23 protein-coding genes, 2 tRNA genes and 1 pseudogene are annotated in these 25,938 nt (G+C 64.7%); 4 read left to right on the top strand and 22 right to left on the bottom strand.

Annotated features, from left to right (window positions below; genetic code table 11):
* Positions 1-24 precede the first annotated feature (24 nt).
* The 6 genes from rplI to rnr form a co-directional block, all read right to left on the bottom strand.
* On the bottom strand, positions 25-471 hold the full coding sequence (rplI, locus tag RS899_RS23460; protein ID WP_015479134.1) for a 50S ribosomal protein L9: 447 nt from the start codon (positions 469-471) through the stop codon (positions 25-27).
* A gap of 21 nt (positions 472-492) precedes the next feature.
* Complete coding sequence (locus RS899_RS23465; RefSeq protein ID WP_233297342.1) at positions 493-1,362, bottom strand: hypothetical protein; 870 nt, start codon at positions 1,360-1,362, stop codon at positions 493-495.
* A 34-nt stretch (positions 1,363-1,396) separates the two neighbouring features.
* A complete protein-coding gene (rpsR, locus tag RS899_RS23470) occupies positions 1,397-1,627 on the bottom strand; it encodes a 30S ribosomal protein S18 (protein WP_003095634.1) in 231 nt (76 codons plus the stop codon).
* Between the two features lie 29 nt (positions 1,628-1,656).
* A complete protein-coding gene (rpsF, locus tag RS899_RS23475) occupies positions 1,657-2,073 on the bottom strand; it encodes a 30S ribosomal protein S6 (protein WP_054906367.1) in 417 nt (138 codons plus the stop codon).
* A gap of 203 nt (positions 2,074-2,276) precedes the next feature.
* Entirely contained in the window at positions 2,277-3,029 is a 753-nt protein-coding gene (gene rlmB, locus RS899_RS23480; RefSeq protein ID WP_037012087.1) for a 23S rRNA (guanosine(2251)-2'-O)-methyltransferase RlmB, read from the bottom strand.
* On the bottom strand, positions 3,026-5,767 hold the full coding sequence (gene rnr, locus RS899_RS23485) for a ribonuclease R (RefSeq protein ID WP_233297343.1): 2,742 nt from the start codon (positions 5,765-5,767) through the stop codon (positions 3,026-3,028). The genes rlmB and rnr overlap by 4 nt, the downstream gene beginning before the upstream one ends.
* 205 nt (positions 5,768-5,972) lie before the next feature.
* Here rnr and RS899_RS23490 point away from each other — a divergent pair.
* Both RS899_RS23490 and RS899_RS23495 read left to right on the top strand, forming a co-directional pair.
* Positions 5,973-6,059, top strand: a tRNA-Leu gene (locus RS899_RS23490).
* Positions 6,060-6,204: 145 nt separating this feature from the next.
* Positions 6,205-6,291: transfer RNA gene (locus RS899_RS23495), tRNA-Leu, on the top strand.
* Between the two features lie 178 nt (positions 6,292-6,469).
* Here the strand turns inward: RS899_RS23495 and RS899_RS30900 are convergent.
* From RS899_RS30900 to RS899_RS23560, 14 genes and pseudogenes are all read right to left on the bottom strand, one after another.
* The gene (locus RS899_RS30900; RefSeq protein ID WP_409978093.1) at positions 6,470-7,354 is read right to left on the bottom strand and encodes a methyl-accepting chemotaxis protein; all 885 of its coding nucleotides are present in this window, start codon (positions 7,352-7,354) and stop codon (positions 6,470-6,472) included.
* 21 nt (positions 7,355-7,375) lie between these two features.
* Positions 7,376-8,032, bottom strand: a pseudogene (locus RS899_RS30905) (methyl-accepting chemotaxis protein); the annotation flags it as partial.
* 520 nt (positions 8,033-8,552) lie between these two features.
* A complete protein-coding gene (locus RS899_RS23505) occupies positions 8,553-9,848 on the bottom strand; it encodes an adenylosuccinate synthase (protein WP_054906363.1) in 1,296 nt (431 codons plus the stop codon).
* 65 nt (positions 9,849-9,913) lie between these two features.
* A complete protein-coding gene (locus RS899_RS23510; RefSeq protein ID WP_315808192.1) occupies positions 9,914-11,092 on the bottom strand; it encodes an ATP phosphoribosyltransferase regulatory subunit in 1,179 nt (392 codons plus the stop codon).
* A gap of 34 nt (positions 11,093-11,126) precedes the next feature.
* Positions 11,127-11,312 (bottom strand): DUF2065 domain-containing protein, encoded by a 186-nt coding sequence (locus RS899_RS23515; RefSeq protein ID WP_037012084.1) that lies wholly within the window; start codon positions 11,310-11,312, stop codon positions 11,127-11,129.
* A gap of 107 nt (positions 11,313-11,419) precedes the next feature.
* Positions 11,420-12,289 (bottom strand): protease modulator HflC, encoded by an 870-nt coding sequence (gene hflC / locus RS899_RS23520; RefSeq protein ID WP_024764328.1) that lies wholly within the window; start codon positions 12,287-12,289, stop codon positions 11,420-11,422.
* A complete protein-coding gene (gene hflK / locus RS899_RS23525) occupies positions 12,289-13,461 on the bottom strand; it encodes an FtsH protease activity modulator HflK (protein ID WP_054906361.1) in 1,173 nt (390 codons plus the stop codon). Before hflK ends, hflC begins: the two co-directional genes overlap by 1 nt.
* A 95-nt stretch (positions 13,462-13,556) precedes the next feature.
* Positions 13,557-14,858, bottom strand: a complete 1,302-nt coding sequence (gene hflX / locus RS899_RS23530; RefSeq protein WP_054906360.1) for a ribosome rescue GTPase HflX — start codon at positions 14,856-14,858, stop codon at positions 13,557-13,559.
* A gap of 12 nt (positions 14,859-14,870) precedes the next feature.
* The gene (hfq, locus tag RS899_RS23535; protein ID WP_017520393.1) at positions 14,871-15,119 is read right to left on the bottom strand and encodes an RNA chaperone Hfq; all 249 of its coding nucleotides are present in this window, start codon (positions 15,117-15,119) and stop codon (positions 14,871-14,873) included.
* Between the two features lie 106 nt (positions 15,120-15,225).
* Entirely contained in the window at positions 15,226-16,188 is a 963-nt protein-coding gene (gene miaA / locus RS899_RS23540) for a tRNA (adenosine(37)-N6)-dimethylallyltransferase MiaA (protein WP_054906359.1), read from the bottom strand.
* A 78-nt stretch (positions 16,189-16,266) separates the two neighbouring features.
* A complete protein-coding gene (gene mutL, locus RS899_RS23545) occupies positions 16,267-18,168 on the bottom strand; it encodes a DNA mismatch repair endonuclease MutL (RefSeq protein ID WP_315808193.1) in 1,902 nt (633 codons plus the stop codon).
* A complete protein-coding gene (gene amiB, locus RS899_RS23550) occupies positions 18,165-19,595 on the bottom strand; it encodes an N-acetylmuramoyl-L-alanine amidase AmiB (RefSeq protein WP_315808194.1) in 1,431 nt (476 codons plus the stop codon). The genes mutL and amiB overlap by 4 nt, the downstream gene beginning before the upstream one ends.
* 7 nt (positions 19,596-19,602) lie before the next feature.
* A complete protein-coding gene (tsaE, locus tag RS899_RS23555) occupies positions 19,603-20,070 on the bottom strand; it encodes a tRNA (adenosine(37)-N6)-threonylcarbamoyltransferase complex ATPase subunit type 1 TsaE (RefSeq protein ID WP_315808195.1) in 468 nt (155 codons plus the stop codon).
* The gene (locus RS899_RS23560; protein ID WP_315808196.1) at positions 20,058-21,554 is read right to left on the bottom strand and encodes an NAD(P)H-hydrate dehydratase; all 1,497 of its coding nucleotides are present in this window, start codon (positions 21,552-21,554) and stop codon (positions 20,058-20,060) included. Before RS899_RS23560 ends, tsaE begins: the two co-directional genes overlap by 13 nt.
* Before the next feature lie 245 nt (positions 21,555-21,799).
* Here RS899_RS23560 and queG point away from each other — a divergent pair, with 245 nt between their 5' ends.
* On the top strand, positions 21,800-22,861 hold the full coding sequence (gene queG / locus RS899_RS23565; protein WP_315808197.1) for a tRNA epoxyqueuosine(34) reductase QueG: 1,062 nt from the start codon (positions 21,800-21,802) through the stop codon (positions 22,859-22,861).
* Between the two features lie 188 nt (positions 22,862-23,049).
* On the opposite strand, the gene orn is transcribed toward queG, so the two are convergent.
* The gene (gene orn, locus RS899_RS23570) at positions 23,050-23,592 is read right to left on the bottom strand and encodes an oligoribonuclease (RefSeq protein WP_233297351.1); all 543 of its coding nucleotides are present in this window, start codon (positions 23,590-23,592) and stop codon (positions 23,050-23,052) included.
* Between the two features lie 89 nt (positions 23,593-23,681).
* Here orn and rsgA point away from each other — a divergent pair, with 89 nt between their 5' ends.
* Complete coding sequence (gene rsgA / locus RS899_RS23575) at positions 23,682-24,713, top strand: small ribosomal subunit biogenesis GTPase RsgA (RefSeq protein WP_054906354.1); 1,032 nt, start codon at positions 23,682-23,684, stop codon at positions 24,711-24,713.
* 157 nt (positions 24,714-24,870) lie between these two features.
* Here the strand turns inward: rsgA and motB are convergent, their stop codons facing one another.
* Positions 24,871-25,938: a flagellar motor protein MotB gene (gene motB / locus RS899_RS23580; protein ID WP_315808198.1), complete on the bottom strand. Its 1,068-nt coding sequence runs from the start codon at positions 25,936-25,938 to the stop codon at positions 24,871-24,873.

The raw sequence follows: 25,938 nt of genomic DNA on the forward strand, positions 1-25,938 counted from the left end.
GGAAGCGTCCTAGCGACGGATCGCTTACTCGGCGACTACAACCACGTGCAGGGTTGCATCAACATCCATGTGCAGTTGCACTTCGATGTTGTATTCGCCTACAGCGCGCAGGGCGCCGTCGGGCAGGCGAACTTCGCTCTTTTCCAGCGGGTAGCCGGCAGCCGAAACGGCGTCGGCGATGTCGCGGGTGCCGATCGAACCGAACAGTTTGCCTTCGTCGCCAGCATGGGCGCCGATGGTCACGATCAGTTCGGCCAGCTGGGCAGCACGAGCTTCGGCAGCGGCTTTTTTCTCAGCAGCGGCTTTCTCCAGCTCTGCGCGGCGCTCTTCGAAAGCAGCGACGTTAGCAGCGGTGGCAGCGGTGGCTTTGCCCTGCGGCAGCAGGTAGTTACGAGCGTAACCGCCCTTTACGTTCAGCTTGTCGCCCAGGTTGCCCAGTTTGGCGATCTTTTCCAGCAGGATGACTTCCATTTGAGTCTTACCTCTTAACTTTTAACCTTCACCGTTCGCAGCTTTCTGGCGTTTGGCCAGGCGACCGCGAAAATCAAACAGACTGTCGACTACGGCGACAAGACAGATCACATTGCCCAGTACGAATACCAGCAGGTACAGCGGTGCCAGCCAGAAGCCCGGAAGCTTCTTCAGCGCGGCCAGGCCGTGCCCCAGTGCGATCCCGGCGAACAGCAACGGGATCATGCAAAGCGGCGCCAGCATGGTGGCCGCGGGCCCTGCGAAGGGCAGTGCCACAACGCCGACCAGCAGCGCTACAGCCGTGCCCGGCGACAGGCGCAGTGCGCGGAACTCACGGCCAAACCCTTCCGGGTTGAACAGTACTGCTTGCCAATAACGCGCCAGCATCAGGCACAACAGGCTGATCGTCTGCAGCGAGGCTGCCATCAGGCCGGTGATGGTCGGAACCATCTCCGCCTGCAAGGCGGCCATCTGTTCCGGCGAAAGCTTGGCTTCGGCCAGAACCTGCGGCAGTGCCTTGCCGAATGCATCGGCAAGACCCTCGACCAACCCGGCCGACACCGTGCTGAGCAGCAGCACGAACACCGCACCGAGCACAACGCTCGCCAGCATCACCTGGTTCCAGGACACCTTGCTGCGCAGAACCTGCGCCAGCACGGCACTACCCACCAGAACCAGACTCACGCTGGGGTCACCCAGGTACCACCAGGCCAGTGCCGGAAGCAGCGCCCACACCAGGATGCCAAAGGCATCGCCGGCGCCACGGCGCAACAGCACCAGACTGCCCGCTGCGGCACCGAGCCAGAACAAAGGCTGCAGTACCGCGGCTGCGACGACCACCAGGGTCGCCTGCATGCGGCCTCGCATGACAAATTCAGCCAATGCGCGCATGCGATCTATCCATCAATTCCAGTCGACTGCCCGATCAACGGCCGTGGCTGTCGGTGTAGGGAAGCAGGGCCAGGTAACGGGCGCGCTTGATAGCGGTCGCCAGCTGACGCTGGTACTTGGCTTTGGTGCCGGTGATACGGCTCGGAACGATCTTGCCGGTTTCGGAAACGTAGGCTTTCAGGGTGTTCAGATCTTTGTAATCGATCTCTTTCACGCCTTCAGCGGTGAAACGGCAGAACTTACGACGACGGAAGAAACGTGCCATGTGTGTGGCTCCTCAATACTGGTCCGGGATTACTCGTCAGCGCTGTCGCGGCTATCTTCGCCGTCAGCGGACTCGCCCTCGTTCGATTCGGGACGCTCACGGCGCTCGCGGCGCTCGTTGCGGCTCTCTTCGGCCTTCAGCATTTCGGACTGGCCGGTAACGGCTTCGTCGCGACGGATGACCATGTTACGGATCACGGCGTCGTTGTAGCGGAAGTTGTCTTCCAGCTCGGCCAGGGCCTTGGCGGTGCACTCGACGTTCATCAGAACGTAGTGAGCCTTGTGCACGTTGTTGATGGCGTAAGCCAGCTGACGACGGCCCCAGTCTTCCAGACGGTGGACTTTGCCGCCGTCTTCTTCGATGGCCTTGGTGTAACGCTCGACCATGCCACCGACTTGTTCGCTCTGGTCCGGGTGAACCAGGAACACGATTTCGTAATGACGCATAAATGCTCCTTACGGATTGCAGCCTGCCGACAAAGCGGTCAGACAAGGAGTGAATGATTTTTTCCTTGCTACCAGAGAAGGCGCGCGAGCGCCTGCCCGGACGGCAAGGGCCGACATTCTAGAGAAGCGTGCCGGGGGGCGCAAGGAAAACTGGTGAAACTTTGAACAGCGCAAGGCGGCACGGGCCGCCTTGCGTGGGGACGTCAGGCGCCAGCCTTGATCTGACGCTGGCGGACGATCTCGAACAGGCACACACCGGTAGCCACCGAGACGTTCAGGCTGCTCACGCTGCCCTGCATCGGAAGCTTGGCCAGGTAGTCGCAGTGCTCGCGGGTCAGGCGGCGCATGCCTTTGCCCTCGGCACCCATCACCAGCACGGTCGGCCCGGTGAGGTCGAGTTCGTAGAGCATCTGGGTCGCTTCGCCAGCAGTGCCGACGATCCACAGCCCGCGCTGCTGGAGCTTTTCCAGCGTACGAGCGAGGTTGGTCACCGCCACCAGCGGGATCACCTCGGCGGCGCCGCAGGCAACTTTACGCACGGTGGCGTTGAGGGTCGCAGACTTGTCCTTAGGCACGATCACCGCCAGCGCGCCCGCTGCATCGGCGGTGCGCAGGCAGGCGCCGAGGTTGTGCGGATCGGTCACGCCGTCCAGTGCCAGCAGCAGTGCGGGACCGGTGGAGCGCTCCAGCAGCTCCTCCAGCATGTTTTCGCCCCACACCTGGCTCGGGCTGACCTCGGCGACCACACCCTGGTGAACGCCCTCGGCCCACTCGTCCAGCTCCTTGCGGTCGCGCGTACCCACCGGCACGCGCACCTGGCCGGCCAGCTCGACCAGCGCCTGGACGCGCGGATCATGCCGACCTTCGGCCAACCACAGTTGCTTGACCCGCTTCGGGTGATGGCGCAGCAACGCTTCTACGGCATGGACCCCGTAGACCTTTTCCCACTGACTCATTTCTTCGCCTTACCTTTGCCTGCCGGAGCGCCGGTCGATGCACCCGCCTTAGGCTGCGACGCCCCCTTGCGGTGCTTGGTTGACTTGCCGGACCGGGCCTTCTGCTTCGAAGGATTGCGCGGTTTGCCTGCGGCGGACGCGGACTTACCCTTGCCGGTTGCCGGCTTGTTACCGCCGACCTTGGCCTCTTCGAGCAGCGCTTTCTTCACTTCGCGACTCTTGCGCACATCGGTATTGCCGAGCATCTCCTCGGCCTTGGCGAGCATCTCCGGCGCCACCGACGGCAGCGCCTGGACCACGCCAACCTTGCGCTTGCGCGGCTGGTGCGACGGCACCACGGCCACGTCGGGAGCGAAGAATGGATCATCCGCCACCTGGCCGCGGGCCTTGGCCGGCTTCTCCTTGGCAACTGCGCCCTTCGGCGCCTTGCCCTTGGCCACTTTGCCCTTGGCAACCGGCTCGGCCTTCTCGCCGCGCTTCTTGCGACCAATCGGCGCGCTGAGCACGTTGTCGGAGAGCTCGAAGTCGATCTTGCGCTCATCCAGGTCGACGCGCGCCACGACCACTTCCACGGTATCACCCAGGCGGAAGCTGCGGCCGGTGCGCTCGCCAGCGAGGCGGTGATGCACGGCGTCGAAGTGGTAGTAGTCGCCCGGCAGGGCGGTGACGTGCACCAGGCCTTCGACATAGATGTCGCTCAACTCGACGAAGATGCCGAAACCGGTCACTGCGGTGATCACGCCGGGGAAGGTCTCGCCCACGCGCTCGCGCATGAACTCGCACTTCAGCCAGTTGGTGACATCGCGGGTCGCCTCGTCGGCACGACGCTCAGTCATCGAGCACTGCTCGCCCAACTGAGCCAGGCGCGCTTCGTCGTACGGGTAGATGCGTGCCTTCGGCATGCTGGCGGCGCCAACGCGCTGTACGTGTTCCGATACCGCCTTGGAGCGGATCAGGCCACGGATGGCGCGGTGGGTCAGCAGGTCCGGGTAGCGACGGATCGGCGAGGTGAAATGGGTGTAGGCCTCGTAGTTCAGGCCGAAGTGGCCGGCATTCTCGGGGCTGTACACCGCCTGGCTCAGGGAGCGCAGCATCACGGTCTGGATCAGTTGCAGGTCCGGCCGGCCCTGGATGGACTCCAGCAGCTTCTGGTAGTCCGCGGGAGTTGGATCGCCCTTGCCGCGATACAGCGTCAGCCCCAGCTCGCCGAGGAACTGGCGCAGGTTGTTGAGCTTTTCCTGCGGCGGGCCGTCGTGGACGCGGTACAGCGCGGGAATACCATGCTTTTCGAGGAACCTGGCAGTAGCCACGTTGGCCGCCAGCATGCACTCCTCGATCAGCTTGTGCGCATCGTTGCGCTGGGTCGGGCGGATCTCCGAGATCTTCCGATCCGCGCCGAAGACGATGCGGGTTTCCTGGGTCTCGAAATCGATCGCCCCGCGCACGTGGCGCGCGCCGAGCAATACCTTGTACAGGTCATAAAGAGTATTGAGGTGCGGCACCACCGCCGGCAGCTGTTCCTTCAGGCGCTGGCCTTCGGGGCTGTCGGGGGTTTCCAGGTACTGGCTGACCTTGGTGTAGGTCAGTCGCGCGTGGGAATGGATGACGGCCTCGTAGAACTGGTAGTCGGTCATCTTGCCGGCCTTGGAGAGATTCATCTCGCAGACCATGGCCAGGCGATCGACCAGCGGATTCAGGGAGCACAGGCCGTTGGAGAGAATCTCCGGCAGCATCGGGATCACCCGCTCGGGGAAGTACACCGAGTTGCCGCGCTTGGCCGCTTCTTCATCCAGGGCCGAGCCGACCTTCACATAATGAGAGACGTCGGCGATGGCAACGAACAGCTTCCAGCCACCACCCTTGCGCTTCTCGGCGTAGACCGCGTCGTCGAAGTCACGGGCATCCTCGCCGTCGATGGTGACGAAAGGCAGGGCGCGCAGGTCGACGCGCTTCTCCTTATCCTTCTCCAGCACTTCGGGCTTGAGTTTGGCGGCTTCCTTCTCCACTGCCTCGGGCCAGGTGTGGGGAATGTCGTAGCTGCGCAGCGCGACTTCGATTTCCATGCCCGGCGCCATGTAGTCGCCGAGCACTTCCACCACTTCGCCCTGGGCCTGGCGGTGCACGCTCGGCCAGACGTCGATGCGCACCTGGACGAATTGGTTGTGCTTGGCCTTGCCGGCCTTGCCCGGCGGGATCAGCACTTCCTGCTGGATCTTCGGATTGTCGGCCACGACCGTGCCGATGCCGCTTTCATCGAAATAGCGGCCGACGATGGTCTCGTGGGCGCGTTCGACCACCTCCACCACGGCGCCTTCACGGCGGCCGCGGCGGTCGAAGCCGGAGACGCGCGCCAAGGCGCGATCACCGTCGAACACCAGGCGCATCTGCGTCGGGCTGAGGAACAGGTCGTCGCTGCCATCATCGGGGATGAGGAAGCCGAAGCCGTCGCGGTGGCCGGCGATACGTCCGAGGATCAGGTCGAGCTTGTCCACCGGCGCGTAGGCGCCACGGCGGGTATAGATGAGCTGGCCATCGCGCTCCATGGCGCGCAGTCGGCGGCGCAGCGCTTCTTCCGGCTCCTCACCGGAGAGGCCGAGCTCGTCGAGCAATTGGGCCCGCGTAGCGGGCGCGCCGCGTTCGGCGAGGTGCGCCAGGATGAGTTCACGGCTGGGGATAGGGTTGTCGTATTTTTCCGCCTCGCGGGCGGCCTCGGGATCGAGGTTTTGCCAATCGGCCATTAAAGTGCGGTCACCTTATATATAGGGGTATGGTTCGCCATCTGCTTATTGAAGCGCGAAATCCGCTCGTCGGTCAGCTTTGGACGGGAATAAATTTTTTATCGCATCAGGGGTTTACAAGCGAAAACGCTCTCCGTATAGTTCGCGCCCACAGCGTCACACAGACGTTGTAACACGGAAACGATGAGTAATCATCGACTCCAGTGCCCAGGTGGCGGAATTGGTAGACGCACTAGGTTCAGGTCCTAGCGGTGGCAACACCGTGGAAGTTCGAGTCTTCTCCTGGGCACCACTTATTTAAGGATAAAGTCAGTCACTGACGGGCTTTATCAGGCGGGTTCGGAACCCTGAAACCGAACGATAGACCGCCAGATGCAACCAAGGGTTGCATCACCGCAAGACGATGAGAGATCATCGCACCCCATGCTGAAAAGCATGCCCAGGTGGCGGAATTGGTAGACGCACTAGGTTCAGGTCCTAGCGGTGGCAACACCGTGGAAGTTCGAGTCTTCTCCTGGGCACCATCTTCAAACGAAAAAGCCGAGCACTGCTCGGCTTTTTCGTTTTCGGCTTTCCGCCTCGCCAAGAATTCAAACCTGGCGCAGGAGCGGGCTCCGCCGGCAATGAATCAGCTCCGCGCCGAGCCCGACCCAATCGCCGACAGCGTTCGCCTCCCCACAAACACTGGGGCCGTGCGCACCCTCACGCCTTGAACTGCCCCAGGCTGGCGCGCAACTGGCCGGCCAACCCATCGAGCACTCGCCCACTGCTGGCCGTCGCACTCACCGCTTCCGCGGCTCGACTTGCTTCAGCATGGATCACCTCGACCCGGCCGCGCACCGCGGCAGCACCAGCCGCCTGCTGCTGCGCCGAATGGGTCGCCGCCTCGATGGCCCCGTGCACTTCCTCCACCGCACTCTGCACTTCCCGCTGCAGCCGCTCGCTATCCTGCAACGCGGCCAACCCCTGAACAGCCTGCTCACGAGCCTGCCCAATAGCGGAGACTGCCTCCCGTGCACCCTGCTGCAACGCACCGATATGCGACTGGATATCGCCCGTGGACTGCTGCGTCTTGCTCGCCAGCGCTCGCACCTCGTCCGCCACCACGGCGAAACCGCGCCCACTTTCACCCGCACGGGCCGCCTCGATGGCGGCGTTCAGCGCCAGCAGGTTGGTCTGTTCGGCGATGCCATGGATCACCGAGAGCACCACCTCGATCTGCTCGCTCTGCCGCGCCAGGCGCTCGATCACACCGGCCCCACTCTGCACGCGGGATTCCAGGGTTTCGATCAGGCCACCGACCTTGCGAGCAATGGCTGCATTGTCCTGCGCCGCCTTGCGGATCTCTCCGACCCGCGCCAAGGCCGCCTCCATGGAGCGACTCTCCATTTCCGCTTCTGCCGCCATCTCTGAGAGCGCCTCCAGGCTGCCAGCGACTTCATTGCGTTGCCGGTCCGTCGCCGCCTCGGCGCTGGCACTGCGAGTGGCCAGCGCGGCAATTTCACTGCCGGTCTGCTGAGCAACCTGCCCGGCCTCTCGCACGATGGGCTGAAGCTTGTCGACGAAGCGATTCACCGCTGTCGCCATCTCGCCCAGCTCATCACGACTATCCAGGCGCACCCGGCGGGTCAGGTCGCCCTCTCCCGCCGCCAGGTCATTCAAGGCATTGATCAGCAGGCGCAGACGATTCACCACGCGATGGCCGAGCACGATTGCCAGGCACAGCAGCACACCAAGACCAACCAGCACCAAGCCCATACCGATGCGCCAACGCAGGGTACCCGCCGCTTCTTCGATGGAAGTCTTCGCGCCCTGGCTCATGCCGTCTGCCGCCTGTTTCGCCGACTGCAGACGCGCAGTCAGCGCCCTGGTGCTGTCGGCAGCTGCGCCGGCAAGGCTGTCCCCCACCAACTGATCGCCACTGGCGACCAGGGCAGAGAAGCGTTGATCCAGCGCGGCGATCTGCTTTTCGATCGCATCGGTGGAAACACCCAGGCGCACCTTGCCGATTTCCACGCCATTCGGGCTGATCGGCGCTTCGACGAGAAACACCGAGCTGTCGTGGCTCGCGGCCTCCAGCACCTTGTCCAGCGCCCGCTCACCCTTACCTTTTTCCAGCAGCGCCTTGACCCGCTCATCCTCGCGATTGAGGTAACGGGTGAGGTGCTGGCCTTGCGGATCGTCGTAGACCACGAAGAGCACATTAGGATTGGCCTGGGCGCGCCGAGCGTAATCGGAGAGCAGCGGCACGTCGTTGTCCCACATGGCCTTGGGCGCCACGGCGGCCAACAGCTGCGCCAATTCGGTGGCGGATTGGCGCAGGCTCTGCTCCAGGCTCTGGCGCAACTCGCCCTGCTCTTCTTCCAGCCGCGCGGAGAGCGCCGAGCCCAGGCGCTCGCGAGTACGCGCGGAAAGATCATTCAAACCGGAGGTAACTTCGCGACCGGCCTGCTCCAGCTCACCAGCCAGGCGTTGCGATTCGTTACCCAGGTGATCCCCCAGATCGCTGACCAGGCCATCGACGGTGCTGCGAGTGAGCCATAGGGCAATCGCCAGCTGCACCAGCAGCGCAATGCCCAAGGCGATGAATGCGGGGCGCAGCAAGCGGCTGCGCAGGAGCGACAGGACGGCGGACACGGCAGGCTTCCTCCGGGAGGCAACGGAACTCTGGCGCAGATGGCGCGCCGATCCGTTTCACCAGCAAAGCGCGTGCCGGGCAGCAAAACACGGAGGGCAGAAACGACAACGGGCCGCATAAGCGGCCCGTTGCAGTACAGCGTATGGATCAGCCGAACGGATGACGCAGGACGATGGTCTCGGCGCGGTCCGGGCCGGTGGAGATGATGTCGATGGGCGCACCGACCAGCTCCTCGATGCGCTTGATGTAAGCACGCGCATTGGCCGGCAGGCCTTCCAGGCTCTGCACGCCGACGGTCGACTCGCTCCAGCCCGGCAGGTCTTCGTAGATCGGCTGCAGGCCGATGTAGCTGTCGGCGTCGGTCGGCGCATCGGTCAGCAGCTCGCCGGCGGCATTCTGGTAGCCGGTGCAGATGCGCACGGTTTCCAGGCCGTCGAGGACGTCCAGCTTGGTCAGGCACAGGCCGGACAGGCTGTTGATCTCGATGGCGCGACGCAGGATGACGGCATCGAACCAGCCGCAACGACGGGCGCGCCCGGTGGTGGCGCCGAACTCGTGACCGACCTTGGCCAGGCGGGCGCCGACTTCATCGAACAGCTCGGTCGGGAACGGGCCGGAACCCACGCGGGTGGTATAGGCCTTGGTGATCCCCAGGATGTAATCCAGGAACAGCGGACCAAAGCCCGAACCGGTGGCGGTGCCGCCGGCCGTGGTGTTGGAGCTGGTGACGAACGGATAGGTACCGTGGTCGATGTCCAGTAGCGAGCCCTGGGCGCCTTCGAACATGATGTTCTCATCGGCACGGCGCAGGTCATGCAGGGTCGAGGTTACGTCGGCCATCAGCGGACGCAGCTCTTCGGCGTAGGCCATGCACTCGTCCAGAGTCTTCTGGAAGTCGACGGCCGGTTCCTTGTAATAGTTCTGCAGGACGAAGTTGTGGTAGTCCAGCAGCTCGCCCAGCTTGGCAGCGAAGCGCTCGCGGTGGAACAGATCGCCCACGCGCAGGCCGCGGCGGGCCACCTTGTCTTCGTAGGCCGGGCCGATGCCGCGACCGGTGGTGCCGATCTTGGCGTCGCCACGGGCCTTCTCGCGAGCCTGGTCCAGGGCCACGTGGAAGGACAGGATCAGCGGGCAGGACGGGCTGATGCGCAGGCGCTCGCGCACCGGTACGCCCTTCTCTTCCAGCTTGGCGATCTCGCGCATCAGCGCATCGGGCGCCAGCACCACGCCGTTGCCGATCAGGCACTGCACGCCTTCGCGCAGGATGCCCGACGGGATCAGGTGCAGCACGGTCTTCTCGCCAGCGACCACCAGGGTATGACCGGCGTTGTGGCCGCCCTGGTAACGCACCACGGCAGCAGCCTGGTCGGTCAGCAGGTCGACGATCTTGCCTTTGCCCTCATCACCCCACTGGGTGCCCAGGACTACGACATTCTTACCCATAACTCTTATCCCCATCGTGGATGTTCGGTGCCGGCCGCGGCCGGCAGAAACTCGAGTGACGCGCCTCAGAGCGCGGCCACCTGCCAATTGCCATCGCGAACCAGCAGTTGCCGGTCGCAGCCCGCTTCGGTAGCCGAAGCCGCATCCTGCCCGGGCAGCGCCTGTACCACGCGCACGCCCTGACGGCGCAGCTGCTGCACCGCCTGCCACAAGCCGGCGCCATCGGCCGGCGCCCAGACTCCGGTGCGCAGCTCGTCGAGCTGGGCGCGGCCGAGAGTGACCAGGGTCTTGAGGTCGGTGGAAAAACCGGTCGCCGGACGGGCACGGCCGAAATCAGCGCCGATGTCGTCGTAACGGCCGCCCTGGGCGATGGACTCGCCAACCCCAGGTACGAACGCGGCGAACACCACGCCCGTGTGATAGTGATAGCCACGCAGCTCGCCGAGATCGAAGTACAGCGGCAGTTGCGGGAAGCGCGCAGCCAGCGAGTCGGCAATAGCCGTGATGTCCGCCAGTGCGGCCTGCACCGGAGCCGGAGCCCCGGCAAGCACTTCACGCGCCTGACTCAGCACCTCGCGGCCTCCACACAGCTCAGCCAACGCACGCAGCATGCCGGCGAGATCGCCTGGCAGGCCTTCGGTCAGCGCCGCGATTTCATCCACGGCCTTGCGCTGCAGGGCGTCGAACAGCAGTTGCTCGACTTCGCCGGACAGCCCGGCAGCCTGGGCCAGGCCACGGTAGATGCCAACATGACCGAGGTCCATGTGCACATCCGGCACCTGGGCCATCTCGAGCATGTCGAGCAGCAGGCTGATGACTTCGACGTCACCGGCCGAGCCGGTATTACCGTAGAGTTCGGCGCCCAACTGGATCGGGCTGCGCGAAGTAGCCAGCGCACGCGGGCGGGCATGCAGCACGCTGCCGGCGTAACACAGGCGGTTCGGCCCTTCGCGACGCAGGCTGTGGGCGTCCATGCGTGCCACTTGCGGCGTGATGTCCGCACGGAAGCCCATCAGACGGCCGGACGCCGGATCAGTGACCTTGAAGGTACGCAGGTCCAGATCCTGGCCGGCACCGGTCAGCAGGGATTCCAGGTATTCGATATGCGGGGTGACAACGAACTCGTAACCCCAGCGCTGGAACAGGTCCAGCACCTGACGGCGGGCTGCTTCAACGCGAGCCGCCTCCGGTGGCAGCACTTCTTCGATTCCATCTGGCAGCAGCCAGCGGTCTACCGTTGCCATGTCGCCTCTCTCCTTTTTTAGGCCGGGCGGCACTTCAATGAATGCAGTAAAGAAGGACGGTGCCGAGCAGCATGCTGCCCAGCCCGATGAGTCTCAGACTGCGGTCGCCAAGGCGCCCGAGCCCGCTCACGGCGTCGCGCCAACCACGCGGGTACAGGAATGGAAGGATGCCTTCCAGCACCAGCAACAGACAGAACGCCTTGCCGAATTCCTGCCACATGGCTCTCGTCGATCATTCTCGCGGACGCAAAAAAGCCGGGATTTCCCGGCTGACCCATGATAACACGATTTCTCCGGCGGGCGCTGCCGCCCGCCGGAGACTTTGACTTACGGTTTAGCTTTTTCCAGATAGCGGAAGAACTCGCTGCTCGGATCGAGCACCAGCACGTCCTTCTTGTCCGCAAAGCTCTCGCGATAAGCCTTGAGGCTGCGGGTGAAGGCGTAGAACTCCGGATCGGCAGAGTAGGCCTTGGCGTAGATCGCCGACGCCTTGGCATCGCCGTCACCACGGGTTTCTTCCGATTCGCGATAGGCCTCGGCCAGCAGCACACGACGCTGACGGTCGGCATCTGCGCGGATACCTTCAGCCAGTTCGCGACCCTTGGCACGGTGCTCGCGGGCTTCCCGCTCACGCTCGGTGCTCATGCGCTCGAACACGCTACGGTTCACTTCCTTGGGCAGGTCGATGGCCTTGACGCGAACGTCGACCACTTCGATACCCAACTCCTTCTGCGCCATGCGGTTCAGCGACGCAGTGATGTCACCCATCAGCGCATCACGCTCTCCAGACACAACTTCGTGCAGGGTGCGCTTGCCGAACTGGTCACGCAGACCGGCTTCCAGACGACGGGACAGACGCTCGTCGGCAATCTGCTTCATGCCGGAAGTCGCGGTGTAGAAGCGCTCGGCATCGGAGACGCGCCACTTGGCGTAGGCGTCGACCATCACCGCTTTCTTCTCCAGCGTCAGGAAGCGCTGGGTCGGCGAGTCCAGGGTCAGCAGGCGGCCATCGAACTTGCGCACCGTGTTGACGTACGGAATCTTGAAGTGCAGACCGGGCTTCACGTCCGGCTCGACCACGCGACCGAAGCGCAGCATGACGGCGCGCTCGGTCTGTTGCACCACGTAGACGCTGCTCCAGACGGCAACAGCAACCACCACACCCGCGATGAGGGCGATCAGGGACTTGTTACTCATCAGCGGCTCTCCCGGGTACGCGTGTCACGCTGCTGCAGGTCGCTGGCGACCCGCGAACCGATATCCGGCGTGCTGCTGCTCGCGCTGGGCGCGGTGCTCGGAGCTGCCGAACCACGGCCATCCATCATCTTGTCCAGCGGCAGGTAGATCAGGTTGTTCTGACCTTGCTGGCCGGTGACCAGCACCTTGCTGGTCTGGCTCAGGACATCCTGCATGGAGTCCAGGTACAGACGCTGACGGGTGACTTCCGGAGCCTTGTGATACTCACCGGCCAACTTGGTGAAGCGGTCTGCCTCACCCTGGGCGCGGGAAACCACTTCATCGCGGTAGCCGTTGGCTTCCTCGATGATGCGCTGAGCCTGGCCACGGGCTTCGGGCACCACGCCGTTGGCGTAGGCTTCGGCCTGGTTCTTCTCGCGCTGCTCGTCCTCGCGGGCACGGATCACGTCGTCGAACGCTTCCTGTACTTCACGCGGCGCGGCGGCACTCTGGATGTTCACCTGAGTCACCGTGATACCGGTCTTGTAGGTATCGAGGAAGCGCTGTAGGCGATCACGCACCTCGGTGGCCATCTGTTCACGACCCTCGGTGAGGATCTTGTCCATGGTGGTCGAGCCGGCCACATGGCGCAGGGCGCTTTCGGTGGCGTGCTGCAGGCTCACTTCCGGCTGGTCGACGTTGAGCACGAAGTCCTTCAGGTTGCTGACCTTGTACTGCACGGTCAGCGGAACCTCGACGATGTTCTCGTCCTCGGTGAGCATCTGACCCTGCTTGCTGTAGGCACGCTCGCGGGTGACGTTCTCCTGGAACTTCTTGTCGATCGGCGGGAAGTAGATGTTCAGGCCGGGGCCCACGGTCTCGTGGTACTGACCGAAGCGCAGGATCACTGCCTGCTCCTGTTCGTCCACCACGTAAATGGCGTTGTACAGCCACAGCACGGCAAGGATCGCCAGGCCGATACCGAACAGACCGAGGCTACCGCCCCGACCACCGCCGCCACCGCCCGAACCACTGCCGCGCTTGGGTTTGCCAAAAATTCCGTTCAGGCTGTCTTGCAGCTTGCGGAAGGCCTCATCCAGATCAGGAGGACCCTGGCGACCACCACCACGGCGTCCACCCCAGGGGTCCTGGTCGTTCTTGTTCGAGTTGTCACCCGGCTCATTCCAAGCCATAGCGCTCTCCATCTGATAACGCGAAAACGCGCCTACGGCGCGCCCACCTATGCTACCGAATGCCCCTTACCCTGCCAAAAACAGTGTGCCGGGCTTTATTGCAAAGTGTGTTGCGCAATGAACTCCGACGGCTGCCAGCCTTCGCGGCTCACCATGCGGTTCAACTCGACACGCGGCAGGCGGACCTGCAAAACGGCGCGTCCTTGTTCGTCGTGATTCTCCGACTGTACCGCACCCAGCTCGAAGAACTGAGCCCGGAGTCGTCCCAGGCGCTGTGGCAGACAGAGTGTTCCCACGAACATGTCCTCCCCCAGCAACTCGGCGACCGCCTGCTCCAGCAACTCCAGCCCGCGCGACTCCCGCGCCGACAGCCAGACGCGCACCGGCTTGCCCAGCTCGTCGCGCTGAATCATCGGCTGCATGTCCGGCAGCAGGTCGATCTTGTTGTACACCTCGAGCATCGGCAACTCATTCGCACCGATCTCTTTCAGCACCGCCAGCACCTGTTCGATCTGAGCATCGCGATCCGGCTCGTGGGAGTCGATCACATGCAGCAGCAGATCGGAGTTACTGGACTCTTCCAAGGTAGCTCGAAACGCCTCTACCAGCTTGTGCGGAAGGTGACGAATGAAGCCCACGGTATCGGCCAGCACGATCGGCCCGACGTCATTCAGTTCCAGGCGGCGCAGGGTTGGGTCGAGGGTGGCGAACAACTGGTCGGCCGCATAGACCTCGGAAGTAGTCAGCGCATTGAACAGCGTGGACTTGCCGGCGTTGGTGTAGCCCACCAGGGACACCGCCGGAATCTCCGCACGGCGACGGCCGCGACGGGCCTGCTCGCGTTGGCTGCGGACCTTTTCCAGGCGTGACTTGATCTGCCGGATACGCCCACGCAGCAGGCGGCGGTCGGTTTCCAGCTGGGTTTCACCCGGGCCACGCAGGCCGATACCGCCTTTCTGGCGCTCAAGGTGAGTCCAGCCGCGTACCAGACGCGTGCTCATGTGTTCCAACTGGGCGAGCTCCACCTGCAGCTTGCCCTCATGGGTACGGGCGCGCTGGGCGAAGATATCGAGGATCAGCCCCGTACGATCGAGCACGCGACATTCGAGCGCTCGCTCGAGGTTGCGCTCCTGGCTCGGCGTAAGGGTGTGATTGAAGATGATCAGCTCGACCTTCTCGGCGTGGACGAGGTCGTGCAACTCTTCGACCTTGCCGCTGCCGATCAGGTACTTGGCTGAGGGCTGATGGCGCGAAATGCTGACGAAAGCAACCGATTCCGCGCCTGCCGAACGGGCCAGCTCCTGGAATTCCTGCGGGTCTTCGCGCGCCTCGGGGTCCTGACCTTCCAGATGGACCAGAATGGCCCGTTCCCCACCACCCGGGCGCTCAAAGAACAAGGCGGACTCCCGTCAAACGTTGCCCGGCTCGGCCGGTTGATCACCGGTGGGCAGGCGCACGGGGCGGCTGGGAACCACGGTGGAAATCGCATGCTTGTAGACCATCTGGCTGACAGTGTTCTTCAGCAGGATGACGAACTGGTCGAAGGATTCGATCTGACCCTGCAGCTTGATGCCGTTGACCAGGTAGATGGAAACCGGAACGCGTTCTTTGCGCAGGGTATTGAGGTAAGGGTCTTGTAGCGAATGCCCTTTTGACATATGCCGCACTCCTTGTAAGGGTAAAAAACTGATTTAGTAGTAGTCGAATTTGGCTTAACGCCGTCCTGAACCCCAAGGATAGACGGCCGGAATTAAGGTCTCGAACCTATATGGAGACCGCCTCAAAGTATTTCAAGGCACGCGGCAAATTGTCGCTTGCCTGACTGTCCAACCAGTGTAGATCGCTCCAGCTGCGGAGCCAGGTGAACTGGCGCTTGGCCAGCTGCCGCGTGGCGATGACGCCGCGCTCCACCATCTCAGCGTAGGACAGTTTGCCCTCGAGGTAATCCCATACCTGTCGGTAACCCACCGCTCTTATGGACGGTAGCCCCACGTGCAAGTCACTCCTTGCGCGAAGGCGTTCGACCTCGGCGATGAAGCCCTGTTCCAGCATCTGGTCAAAACGTTGCGCGATACGCTCGTGCAACACCTGGCGCTGCAGAGGTGCGATCGCCAGATGAGCCACAGTATACGGTAATTGTCCACTGCCTTGCGCGCCAAGACCCGCATTTTCACTCGCCTGGCGCAGGCGGTGTGCAGTCATTGACATACCGCTGACGCGAAAGACTTCGAGGGCACGGACGAGTCGCTGGGGATCGTTGGGATGGATGCGCGCAGCCGACTCCGGGTCGACGCGAGCAAGCTCCGCGTGCAGGGCGCCCCAGCCTTCGGCGGCGGCCCAGGCTTCCAGTTCGGCACGCACGGCGGGGTCAGCACTGGGCATATCGGCCAGGCCTTCCAGCAACGCCTTGAAATACAACATGGTGCCGCCGACCAGCAGCGGGATCTTTCCGGCCGCGGTGATTTCGGCCATGGCCGCCAGGGCGTCAGCGCGGAACTCCGCAGCCGAATAGGCCTCGCTGGGGTCACGGATGTCGATCAGGCGATGCGGGAACTCGGCCAGCACGTCACGAGAAGGCTTGGCGGTACCGATGTCCATGTCGCGGTAGATCAGCGCCGAGTCCACGCTGATCAGCTCCACCGGCAGCAGACGCGCCAGTTCCAGCGCCAGGTCGGTCTTGCCGGCGGCGGTGGGGCCCATGAGAAAAATGGCGGGAGGCAGGGACATCGGGAGCTCGTTATTGCGCACTGCTGAATCGATTGGCGCGCAGTTTACTGCACTTTCCTGAACGCAACCTTACGGAAATCAACGTCCGCGCAGGAACAGCTTGTCCAGCTCGTCGAGCCCCAACTGCGTCCAGGTCGGCCGGCCGTGGTTGCACTGGCCGCTGCGCTCGGTCACTTCCATGTCACGCAGCAGGCCGTTCATCTCCGGCAGCGTCAGGCGGCGATTGGCGCGCACGGCGCCGTGGCAGGCCATGGTGCCGAGCAACTCGTTGAGGTGTGCCTGGATACGGTCGCTGGTGCCGTACTCCAGCAGGTCGGCAAGTACGTCGCGCACCAACTGCGTCGCCTCGGCCTGCTTGAGCAGCGCGGGAATCTGGCGGATCGCCAGGGTTTCCGGGCCGAGCCGCTGCAATTCGAAGCCGAGTTTGGAGAACCAGCTGCCATGCTCTTCGGCGCAGTCCGCCTCGCGTTCGCTGACGGCGATAGACTCCGGCACCAGCAGCGGCTGGCCACGCAGGCCTTCACTGGCCATCGCAGTCTTCAGGCGCTCGTACATGATGCGCTCGTGGGCGGCGTGCATATCCACCAGCACCAGGCCGTGGGCGTTCTCCGAAAGGATGTAGATGCCCTTAAGCTGCGCCAGGGCATAGCCCAGCGGCGGCACATCCTGGCTGCTCTCCGGCAACGCCTGCGGCGCCTGGTCGGGGAGCGGAGCAAAGTAGGCCTTGTAGGCGCCCTGGGCCTCCTGGATAGGAGGCATTTCCGAGCGCGTCGGCTGGTAGCTGTAGCCACCGCCAGCGGATCCGCCGGAAGATGGGCTGGGCTGCCAGGCACGTGCGGCGGCCGGAGCCTCCAGCACGGTCTCGGACAGGCGCATCTCGCCCTGCGGGCCGAACTCGCCGGCTTCCGCCCCCGTGGGGCGCGGCGCAGTCAGGGTGGTGGCGCCCGGCGGAGCCAACTGGTCGTCCGGACGCACTTCCGCCAGCGCCCGGTGCAGGGTGCCGTAGAGGAAGTCGTGGACCATGCGGCTGTCGCGGAAGCGCACTTCGTGCTTGGTCGGGTGGACGTTGACGTCCACCACCGCGGGATCGACTTCGAAGAACAGCACGAAGGTCGGATGCCGGCCGTTGTACAGCACATCGCGATAGGCCTGGCGCACGGCGTGGGCGACCAGCTTGTCGCGCACCATGCGGCCGTTCACGTAGAAGTACTGCAGGTCCGGCTGGCTACGCGAGAAGGTCGGCAGACCGACCCAGCCCCACAGGTGCAGGCCGTTGCGCTCCACTTCGATGGGCAGGGCCTGTTCGAGGAAACCAGCGCTGCACACGGCGCCGACGCGACGGGCGCGGGAGGCCTCGTCCTTCGCCTCATGCAGCGAGAGGATGGTCTTGCCGTTGTGGCGCAGGTGGAAAGCCACATCGAAGCGCGCCAGCGCCAGACGCTTGATGACTTCCTGCAGGTGATCGAACTCGGTCTTCTCGGCGCGCAGGAATTTGCGACGCGCCGGGGTGTTGAAGAACAGGTCGCGCACTTCGATGCTGGTGCCCACCGGGTGTGCCGCCGGCTTCACGGTGGACTCCATATCGCGGCCTTCGACCTCCACCTGCCAGGCCTGCTCGGCATCGGCGGTACGGGAGGTCAGGGTCAGGCGCGAAACGGAGCTGATCGAGGCCAGCGCTTCGCCACGGAAGCCCAGGCTCATTACCCGCTCCAGGTCTTCCAGCTCGCGGATCTTGCTGGTGGCATGGCGCGCCAGTGCCAAAGGCAGGTCGTCGGCAGGAATGCCGCTGCCATCGTCGCGCACACGCAGCAGCTTGACGCCGCCCTGCTCAACTTCGATGTCGATGCGCTTGGCACCGGCGTCCAGGCAGTTTTCCAGCAGTTCCTTGATGACCGAGGCGGGCCGCTCGACCACTTCTCCGGCAGCGATCTGGTTCGCCAGCCGCGGAGTCAGCAGCTGGATTCGGCGAACGTCACTCATTGCTGCGACGCCAGGGAGGTGCCCGGGATCTTCAGCACCTGACCAATTTTCAGCTCGTCGCTCTTGAGCGAGTTGGCGCTGCGGATCGAGGACGTGCTGACATCGAAGCGGCTGGCAACCATCGCCAGACTGTCGCCACTGCGCACGACGTACTCACGCGGGCCGGAAGCCAACTGGCCGCCGTCGCGCAACGAAGCGATATAGGTGCCCGGCGGCGGGGTCTGCACGAAGTACTGACGCACACCCGCAGCGATGGAGCGCGCCAGGGCCTGCTGGTGCGAGCCGCTGGCCAGCTTGGCCGATTCGTTCGGGTTGGAGATGAACCCGGTTTCCACCAGGATCGACGGGATGTCCGGGGACTTCAGCACCATGAAGCCGGCCTGTTCCACGCGGCGCTTATGCAGCGGGGTGACGCGGCCGACGCTGGTCAGCACCTTGTGGCCGACGTCCAGGCTGGAGGACATGGTGGCGGTCATCGACAGGTCGAGCAGCACGCCAGCAAGCATCTTGTCCTTGTCGTCGAGGTTCACGCCGCCGTCACCGCCGATAAGGTCGGAGCGGTTTTCCGTGTCGGCCAGCCAGCGCGCGGTCTCGGAAGTGGCACCACGGTCGGACAGGGCGAATACCGATGCACCGAAGGCGCTGCGGCTGGGCGCGGCGTCCGCGTGGATCGAAACGAACAGGTCCGCGCCCTTCTTGCGGGCGATCACGGTGCGGTTGCGCAGTGGGATGAAGTAGTCGCCGGTCCGCGTCAGTTCGGCGCGGAAGCCTTTCATCTGGTTGATCTGCCGCTGCAGTTCGCGGGCGATCGACAGGGTGATGTTCTTCTCGTGCAGACCATTCGGGCCGAGGGCGCCAGGGTCTTCACCGCCGTGACCGGCGTCGATGGCGATCACCACATCGCGCTTGCCGCCACTGCTGGGCGCGGGAATCTTGGCCACCGACTGGGCAGGGCTGACCGGCGTGGCGGGCACGCTGGGCGTCGGGGTCGCCGGGACGTCCGGGGCAATGTCGGCGCCCTGGTCATACAGGTCGACGACCAGGCGGTTGCCGTACTGCTGGTTCGGCGGCAGCACGAAGCTCTTGGGCGTGACCTGGTTCTTCAGGTCCAGCACCAGGCGCAGATCGGTGGGCGAGCGCTGGGCAGAGCGCATCGCGGTGATCGGGGTATTGCCAAGCTTGAGCTTGTCGAGGGCGGCGGACATCTGTGCGCCGTTGATGTCGACGACGATGCGGTTGGGCGCGCTCAGGGTGAACAGACTGTGCTGCACGGGGCCGGACAGATCGAACACCAGACGTGTGTTGTCCGGCGCGCGCCAGATGCGCACGCTCTTGATTTGCGTGGCGGCAGAAACCTCGCCGGCAACGAATGCCAGCAGAACGGACACCCCGATAAACAACGCCCGAAGGCGCAACCCCCAACCCATCTTTTTTCTATGCTCCCGTGGCCAGGGCGGCACACCAGGCTTCGCCCCGTGTTCCGTGCGAGTCGAGGCGCAGCATGCGTCCGCCCGCATGCGGAACAATGGTAATGTCCATGTCGGCCTTTGGCAAAATGCCTTTGCCACGCTCCGCCCACTCGATCAGGCACAAAGCGTCGCCCTCGAAGTAGTCGCGGATGCCGAGGAACTCCAGTTCCTCCGGATCGGCCAGGCGATAGAGATCGAAGTGGAAGGCGCGCAGATCACCGATTTCGTAGGGCTCGACCAGGGTGAAGGTCGGACTCTTGACCGCCCCACCGTGGCCCAATCCCCGCAGGATGCCGCGCGACAGCGTGGTCTTGCCCGCCCCCAGGTCGCCATGCAGATAGATCACCCCGCGCCCGCCGGTCGCCTCGGCGATCCGCCGACCCAGATCGACCATGGCCTCTTCGCCGTCGGCGAACAGATTCAGTTCAGGCATGGGCACAACTCCTCGAGCAACTGACGAACGGCAGGAATCAGATCGGCGGCGGCCAGGCCGCGACCTTGCGCGCCGAGCGACTCGCCGGCGCGCGCGTGCAGCCAGACCGCCAGGCAAGCGGCATCGAACGCCGGCAGCCCCTGCGCCAGCAGCGCACCGAGGATGCCGGAAAGCACGTCACCCAGCCCGGCGCCCGCCATGGCTGGATGACCGTGATCGCACAGCGCGAGCCGGCCATCCGGGGACGCGATCAGGCTACCGACGCCCTTGAGCACGACCACCGCCTGATAGCGCTGCGCCAGTGCGAGAGCAGCCTTGGGGCGATCCGCCTGAACCTCCGCGGTGGAGGTACCCAGCAGGCGGGCCGCTTCGGCGGGATGGGGAGTGATCACCCAGTCGCCGGATGGGCGGGCCACCCGCTCTTCGGCCAGCAGATTGAGCGCATCGGCGTCCCACACCTGTCGGCGCTCCAGGCTCGCTGCAGCGCTGACCAGTACGCGCCCCCAGGCATCACGACCGACGCCAGGGCCGACCACCAGCACATCGGCGCGCTCGGCGAGGCGCAGCAACTCTGCGGAAGAGGAGACGCCGCGCGCCATCAGTTCGGGGCGACGAGCCAGCACAGCGGGCACGTGGGCCACGCGGGTCGCCAGGGAAACCAGCCCGGCGCCACAGCGCAGCGCACTCTCTGCGGCCAGCAGCACGGCGCCGCCCAGGCCGGTATCGCCGCCGACCACCAGCACATGGCCGAACAGGCCCTTGTGCGCGGCCTTCGGGCGCGTGGCGAGAAGAGGCAGGGAAGCCGGAGCGAGTCGGCGCGCCACGCCATTTTCTGGAAGCAGCGCAGGATCGGCATCGAGCCCGTCGAAAACCAGTTCGCCGCACTGGTCGGGCCCCTGGGCAGTGAACAGGCCAAGCTTGAGGCCAATGAATGTCACGGTCAGGTCGGCGTTCACCGCGCAGCCCAACACTTGCCCGGTATCCGCGCTGAGGCCGGAAGGAATGTCCACGGCCAGGACTGGCAGGCTGCTGGCGTTGATCGCCGCGATGGCCGAGGCATAAGGTTCGCGCACCTCGCCGCCGAGGCCGGTGCCCAGCAGCGCATCGACCAGCACGCCACGCAGTTCGGCGCGGTCGCTCCAGACTTCGATATCCACGCCGGCCGCGCGCGCCTCGCCATGGGCCGAGGCGGCATCGCCAGAGAGGCAGGCGGCATCGCCCACCGCCAGCACGCGCACGCGCCAACCGGCGCGCAGGGCCAGGGCAGCGATCAGGTAGCCGTCGCCAGCGTTGTTTCCATGGCCGGCCAGCACGGTGATCTCGCCAGCATCCGGCCACTGGCGGCGCAGCGCGCGCCAGGCAGCATGGGCGGCGCGACGCATCAGCTCGAAGCCGGGCGTGCCGGCGGCGATGAGGCGTGCATCAAGATCGCGCACCTGCTGGGCGCTGTAGAGATTCAGGGGCAGATCGTCGTGGGCAGTCATCGCTGTTCCGGGCGGCAGAATGTGTCGCCTGAGAGCCTGTTCAAAAGCTCGCGAGCTAGAGCAGAGCAAGGCAAAAAGAGACGAGGGAGCGCAGTTTACTGCTGTAAATGAGCATTCCGAGTCTGTTTTTAACGCAGCTGTGCCGACGCGCAGCAGATTTTGAACGGCTATTGGCGTACGGACGGGCCGACGCCAGCCAGGTCTGGCAGAATTATACGCACCCGGACTTCGGTTTCCCGCCTTCCATGCACGATTCAACGCTCGATTACGCCGACCTCGCCCGCTCCATCAAGGATTGGGGGCGCGAACTCGGCTTCCAGCAGGTCGGCATCAGCGGGCTCGACCTCAAGGAGCACGGCGCCCACCTGCAGCGCTGGCTGGATGCGGGCTACCACGGCGAGATGGACTACATGGGCGCCCACGGCAGCAAGCGCTGGCGGCCGGACGAACTGGTGCCCGGCACGCTGCGCGTGGTTTCGCTACGCATGGACTACCTGCCCGGCGACACACGCATGGCGCAGGTGCTGGGCGATGCCGAGAAGGCCTATGTCTCGCGCTACGCCCTGGGTCGCGACTATCACAAGCTGATCCGCAAACGCCTGCAGCAGTTGGCCGAGCGCATCCAGCAGCAGGTCGGTCCGTTCGGTTTCCGCGCCTTCGTCGACAGCGCGCCGGTGCTGGAGAAAGCCATTGCCGAGCAATCGGGCCTGGGCTGGATCGGCAAGAACACCCTGGTGCTCAACCGCAAGGCCGGCAGCTACTTTTTCCTCGGCGAGCTGTTCACCGACCTGCCGCTGCCGGTGGACGAACCGCACGGCACGGAGCACTGCGGGCGCTGCTCTGCCTGCATGGATATCTGCCCCACCGCCGCCTTCGTGGCGCCCTATGTGCTGGACGCGCGGCGCTGCATCTCCTACCTGACCATCGAGCTGAAAGGCCCGATTCCCGTGGACCTGCGCCCGCTGATTGGCAACCGCGTGTTCGGCTGCGACGACTGCCAGATGGTCTGTCCGTGGAACCGCTTCGCCCGCGCCACCGACCAGGGCGACTTCCAGCCGCGCCACAGCCTGGACAACGCCGCGCTGGCGGAGCTGTTCCTGTGGACGGAGGAAGAATTTCTCAGCCGTACCGAGGGCTCGCCGCTGCGGCGCGCCGGTTACGAACGCTGGCTGCGCAACCTGGCCGTGGGCCTGGGCAACGCCCCATCGACCATCCCGGTAATCGAGGCGCTGCGCGCGCGGCGGGAGTTCCCGTCGGAGCTGGTGCGCGAGCATGTGGAGTGGGCGCTGGGTCGGCACGGCGCCTGAAAGCCCCTCTCCCCCGCCCTCTCCCTGAAGGGAGAGGGAGTATCCGCGCCAAGCCTGTCTACTGTGTTTTCCTAATACTTCTGTATCAGGAAGGATGCCGCGCCAGCATCACGCCAATCCAGCCCCCTCTCCCTTCGGATCGGGGCGCGCAGCCAGGGCTAGGGAGAGTGTGCTCCGATCGGAACCGCTTACACCTTGATGAAATGCTCGCGGTAGTAACGCAGCTCGGCGATGGATTCGCGGATGTCGTCCAGGGCCAGGTGGGTGTTGCCCTTCTTGAAGCCGTCGCGCACCGACGGAGCCCAGCGCGCGGCCAGTTCCTTGAGAGTGGAGACATCCAGGTTGCGGTAGTGGAAGTAGCCTTCCAGCTTCGGCATGTGGCGGTAGAGGAAGCGGCGGTCCTGGCAGATGCTGTTGCCGCAGATCGGCGAACTGCGCTTGGGCACCCACTTTTCCAGGAAGGCGATGGTCATCGCCTCGGCTTCGGCCGCCGAGATGCTGCTTTCGCGCACGCGCTGGGTCAGGCCGGACTGGCCGTGCTGACGGGTGTTCCACTCGTCCATGCCGGCGAGCAGCTCCTCACTCTGGTGCACGGCGATCACCGGGCCTTCCTCGAGGATGTTCAGGTCGCTGTCGGTGACGATGGTCGCCATCTCGATGATGACGTCCTTGTCCGGGTCCAGCCCGGTCATTTCCAGGTCGATCCAGATCAGGTTCTGTGGGTTCTGCATGATGGGGCTCCTCAGCTCAGCCCTCTAGTTTAGCGGGAAGCGGGCCTGCGCATGCTAAACTGCGGCGCGATTTTCCCTGTGGATACCCTATGGCCAAGCGTCATCTCACCCGCCGGCAGAGCTGGCGGATCGAAAAAGTCCAGGAAGAACGCGCTTCGCGCGCGGCGAAGCGCGAGTCGCGCGCCCTGGAAGAACTGGAAGGCGGCGACCTCGGCCCGGAGCAGACCGGCCAGGTAATTGCTCACTTCGGGGTACAGGTGGAAGTCGAAGCGCAGGAAGGCGACCACGCCGGCCAGGTGTTCCGCTGCCACTTGCGCGCCAACCTGCCCCCGCTGGTGACCGGCGACCAGGTGGTCTGGCGCCCCGGCAATCAGGGAATCGGGGTGATCGTCGCGCAATTGCCGCGAACGTCCGAGCTGCGTCGCCCGGACATGCGCGGCGTACTCAAGCCGGTGGCGGCCAACGTCGATCGCATCGTGATCGTCTTCGCCCCGCGCCCGGAACCCCACGCCAACCTGATCGACCGCTACCTGGTGGCCGCCGAGCACGCCGGTATCAAGCCGCTGCTGCTGCTGAACAAGGCCGACCTGATTGACGAAGAGAACGCGCCCTTCCTCGATTCGCTGCTGGGCACCTACCGCGAACTGGGCTACCCGCTGCTGGAAGTCTCGGCCGCCAATGGCCTGGCACTGGACGCCCTGCGCGCGGCGCTGAACGAGCACGTCAGCGTGTTCGTCGGCCAGTCGGGCGTGGGCAAGTCGTCGCTGGTGAACGCGCTGCTACCCGGCGTCGATACCCGTGTTGGCGATCTGTCGGAAGTCACCGGCAAGGGCACCCACACCACCACCACCGCGCGGCTGTTCCACTTCCCCGCCGGCGGCGACCTGATCGACTCCCCCGGCATCCGTGAATTCGGCCTCGGCCATGTCAGCCGTGACGATGTCGAAGCCGGCTTCATCGAGTTCCACGACCTGCTCGGCCATTGCCGCTTCCGTGACTGCAAGCACGATCGCGAACCGGGCTGTGCGCTACTCAAGGCGCTGGAAGACGGGCGTGTTTCGCCGCAACGGATGGCCAGCTACCGGCACATCCTCGCGAGCCTGCCGGAAGACGAGTACTAGACGAATACGCCAGACCTGTAGGAGCGAGCTTGCTCGCGAACAGTTTCCGCAGCGGCGCTGGTTCGCGAGCGAGCTCGCTCCTACAAAAAGCATCTCGCCGATCTGAGGTGAACACGTGAAGAAAAAGGCCAGCTGATCCGCTGGCCTTTTTCGTTTCCTACTGCTGCTTGTTCAGCTCGTCGAGTTTCAGCGTGCCGCCGTCGTCGAACAGGTTGAGCTTCTGCTTGAGCTGGTCCGGCGGCACAGGGTCGCCCTGCCCGCTCGCCGGCTTGGCCGGTGCGCCATTGGCCGCTGCCGGTGTGGCGGCGCCCGGGGCAGCCGGGGTTGCGCCATCGACCGGCTTGTCGCTGCCGCCGTCCTGCCCCTCGATGGCGCGCTGGGCCTTCTTGGTCAGGACGATGATGTCGATGCGACGGTTCACTGGATTCAGCGGCTGGTCGCGGTCGAACAGCGCCGATGAGGCGTAGCCCACCACGCGGGCGATCTGGTCTTCCGGGTAGCCGCCGGCTTCCAGCGCGCGCCGCGCCGCGTTGGCGCGGTTGGCCGAAAGCTCCCAGTTGCCGAAGTCGCCATTGCCGGCGTAGGGCTTGGCGTCGGTGTGGCCACTGATGCTGATCTTGTTCGGCACCTGCTTGATGGTCTCGGCCAGCGCCAGCAGGATGTCCTCGAAATAGGACTGCAAACGCGCGCTGCCCAGATCGAACATCGGCCGGTTGTCCGAATCGACAATCTGGATACGCAGGCCGTCCTGGGTGATCTCGAAGAGGATCTGGTCCTTGAAGCGCTTGAGCGTCGGGTTCTCGTCGACCTTGTTCTGCAGTTCCTGCAGCAGCAACTCCAGGCGCTCCTTCTCGACCTTCTCGGCGACGTCCTCGGCCTGCTGCTCGTTGATCTTGGCGTTCTCGTCCGGGTTGATCCGCGTCTCGTCGGCATCCGGCTGAGCCTGGATCTGCGGATTCAGCGTCTTGTCCGGCGCCGGCGTCGGCGTGCCGCCCAGGTCGATGACGTAGGGGCTGGCACTCTCGGTGAAGCCGATGGGGTCCTGGAAGTAACCGGAGATGGCCTTCTTCTGCTCGGGCGTCGCCGAGGACAGCAGCCAGAGCACGAGGAAGAACGCCATCATGGCGGTGGCGAAGTCGGCGAAGGCGATCTTCCAGCCGCCGCCGTGGTGGCCAGCGGCATAGCGCTTGACGCGCTTGACGATGATCGGCTGATTGTTATCCAT

This window comes from Pseudomonas sp. C9-3 (assembly GCF_032392015.1).
Taxonomy (GTDB): domain Bacteria; phylum Pseudomonadota; class Gammaproteobacteria; order Pseudomonadales; family Pseudomonadaceae; genus Pseudomonas; species Pseudomonas nitroreducens.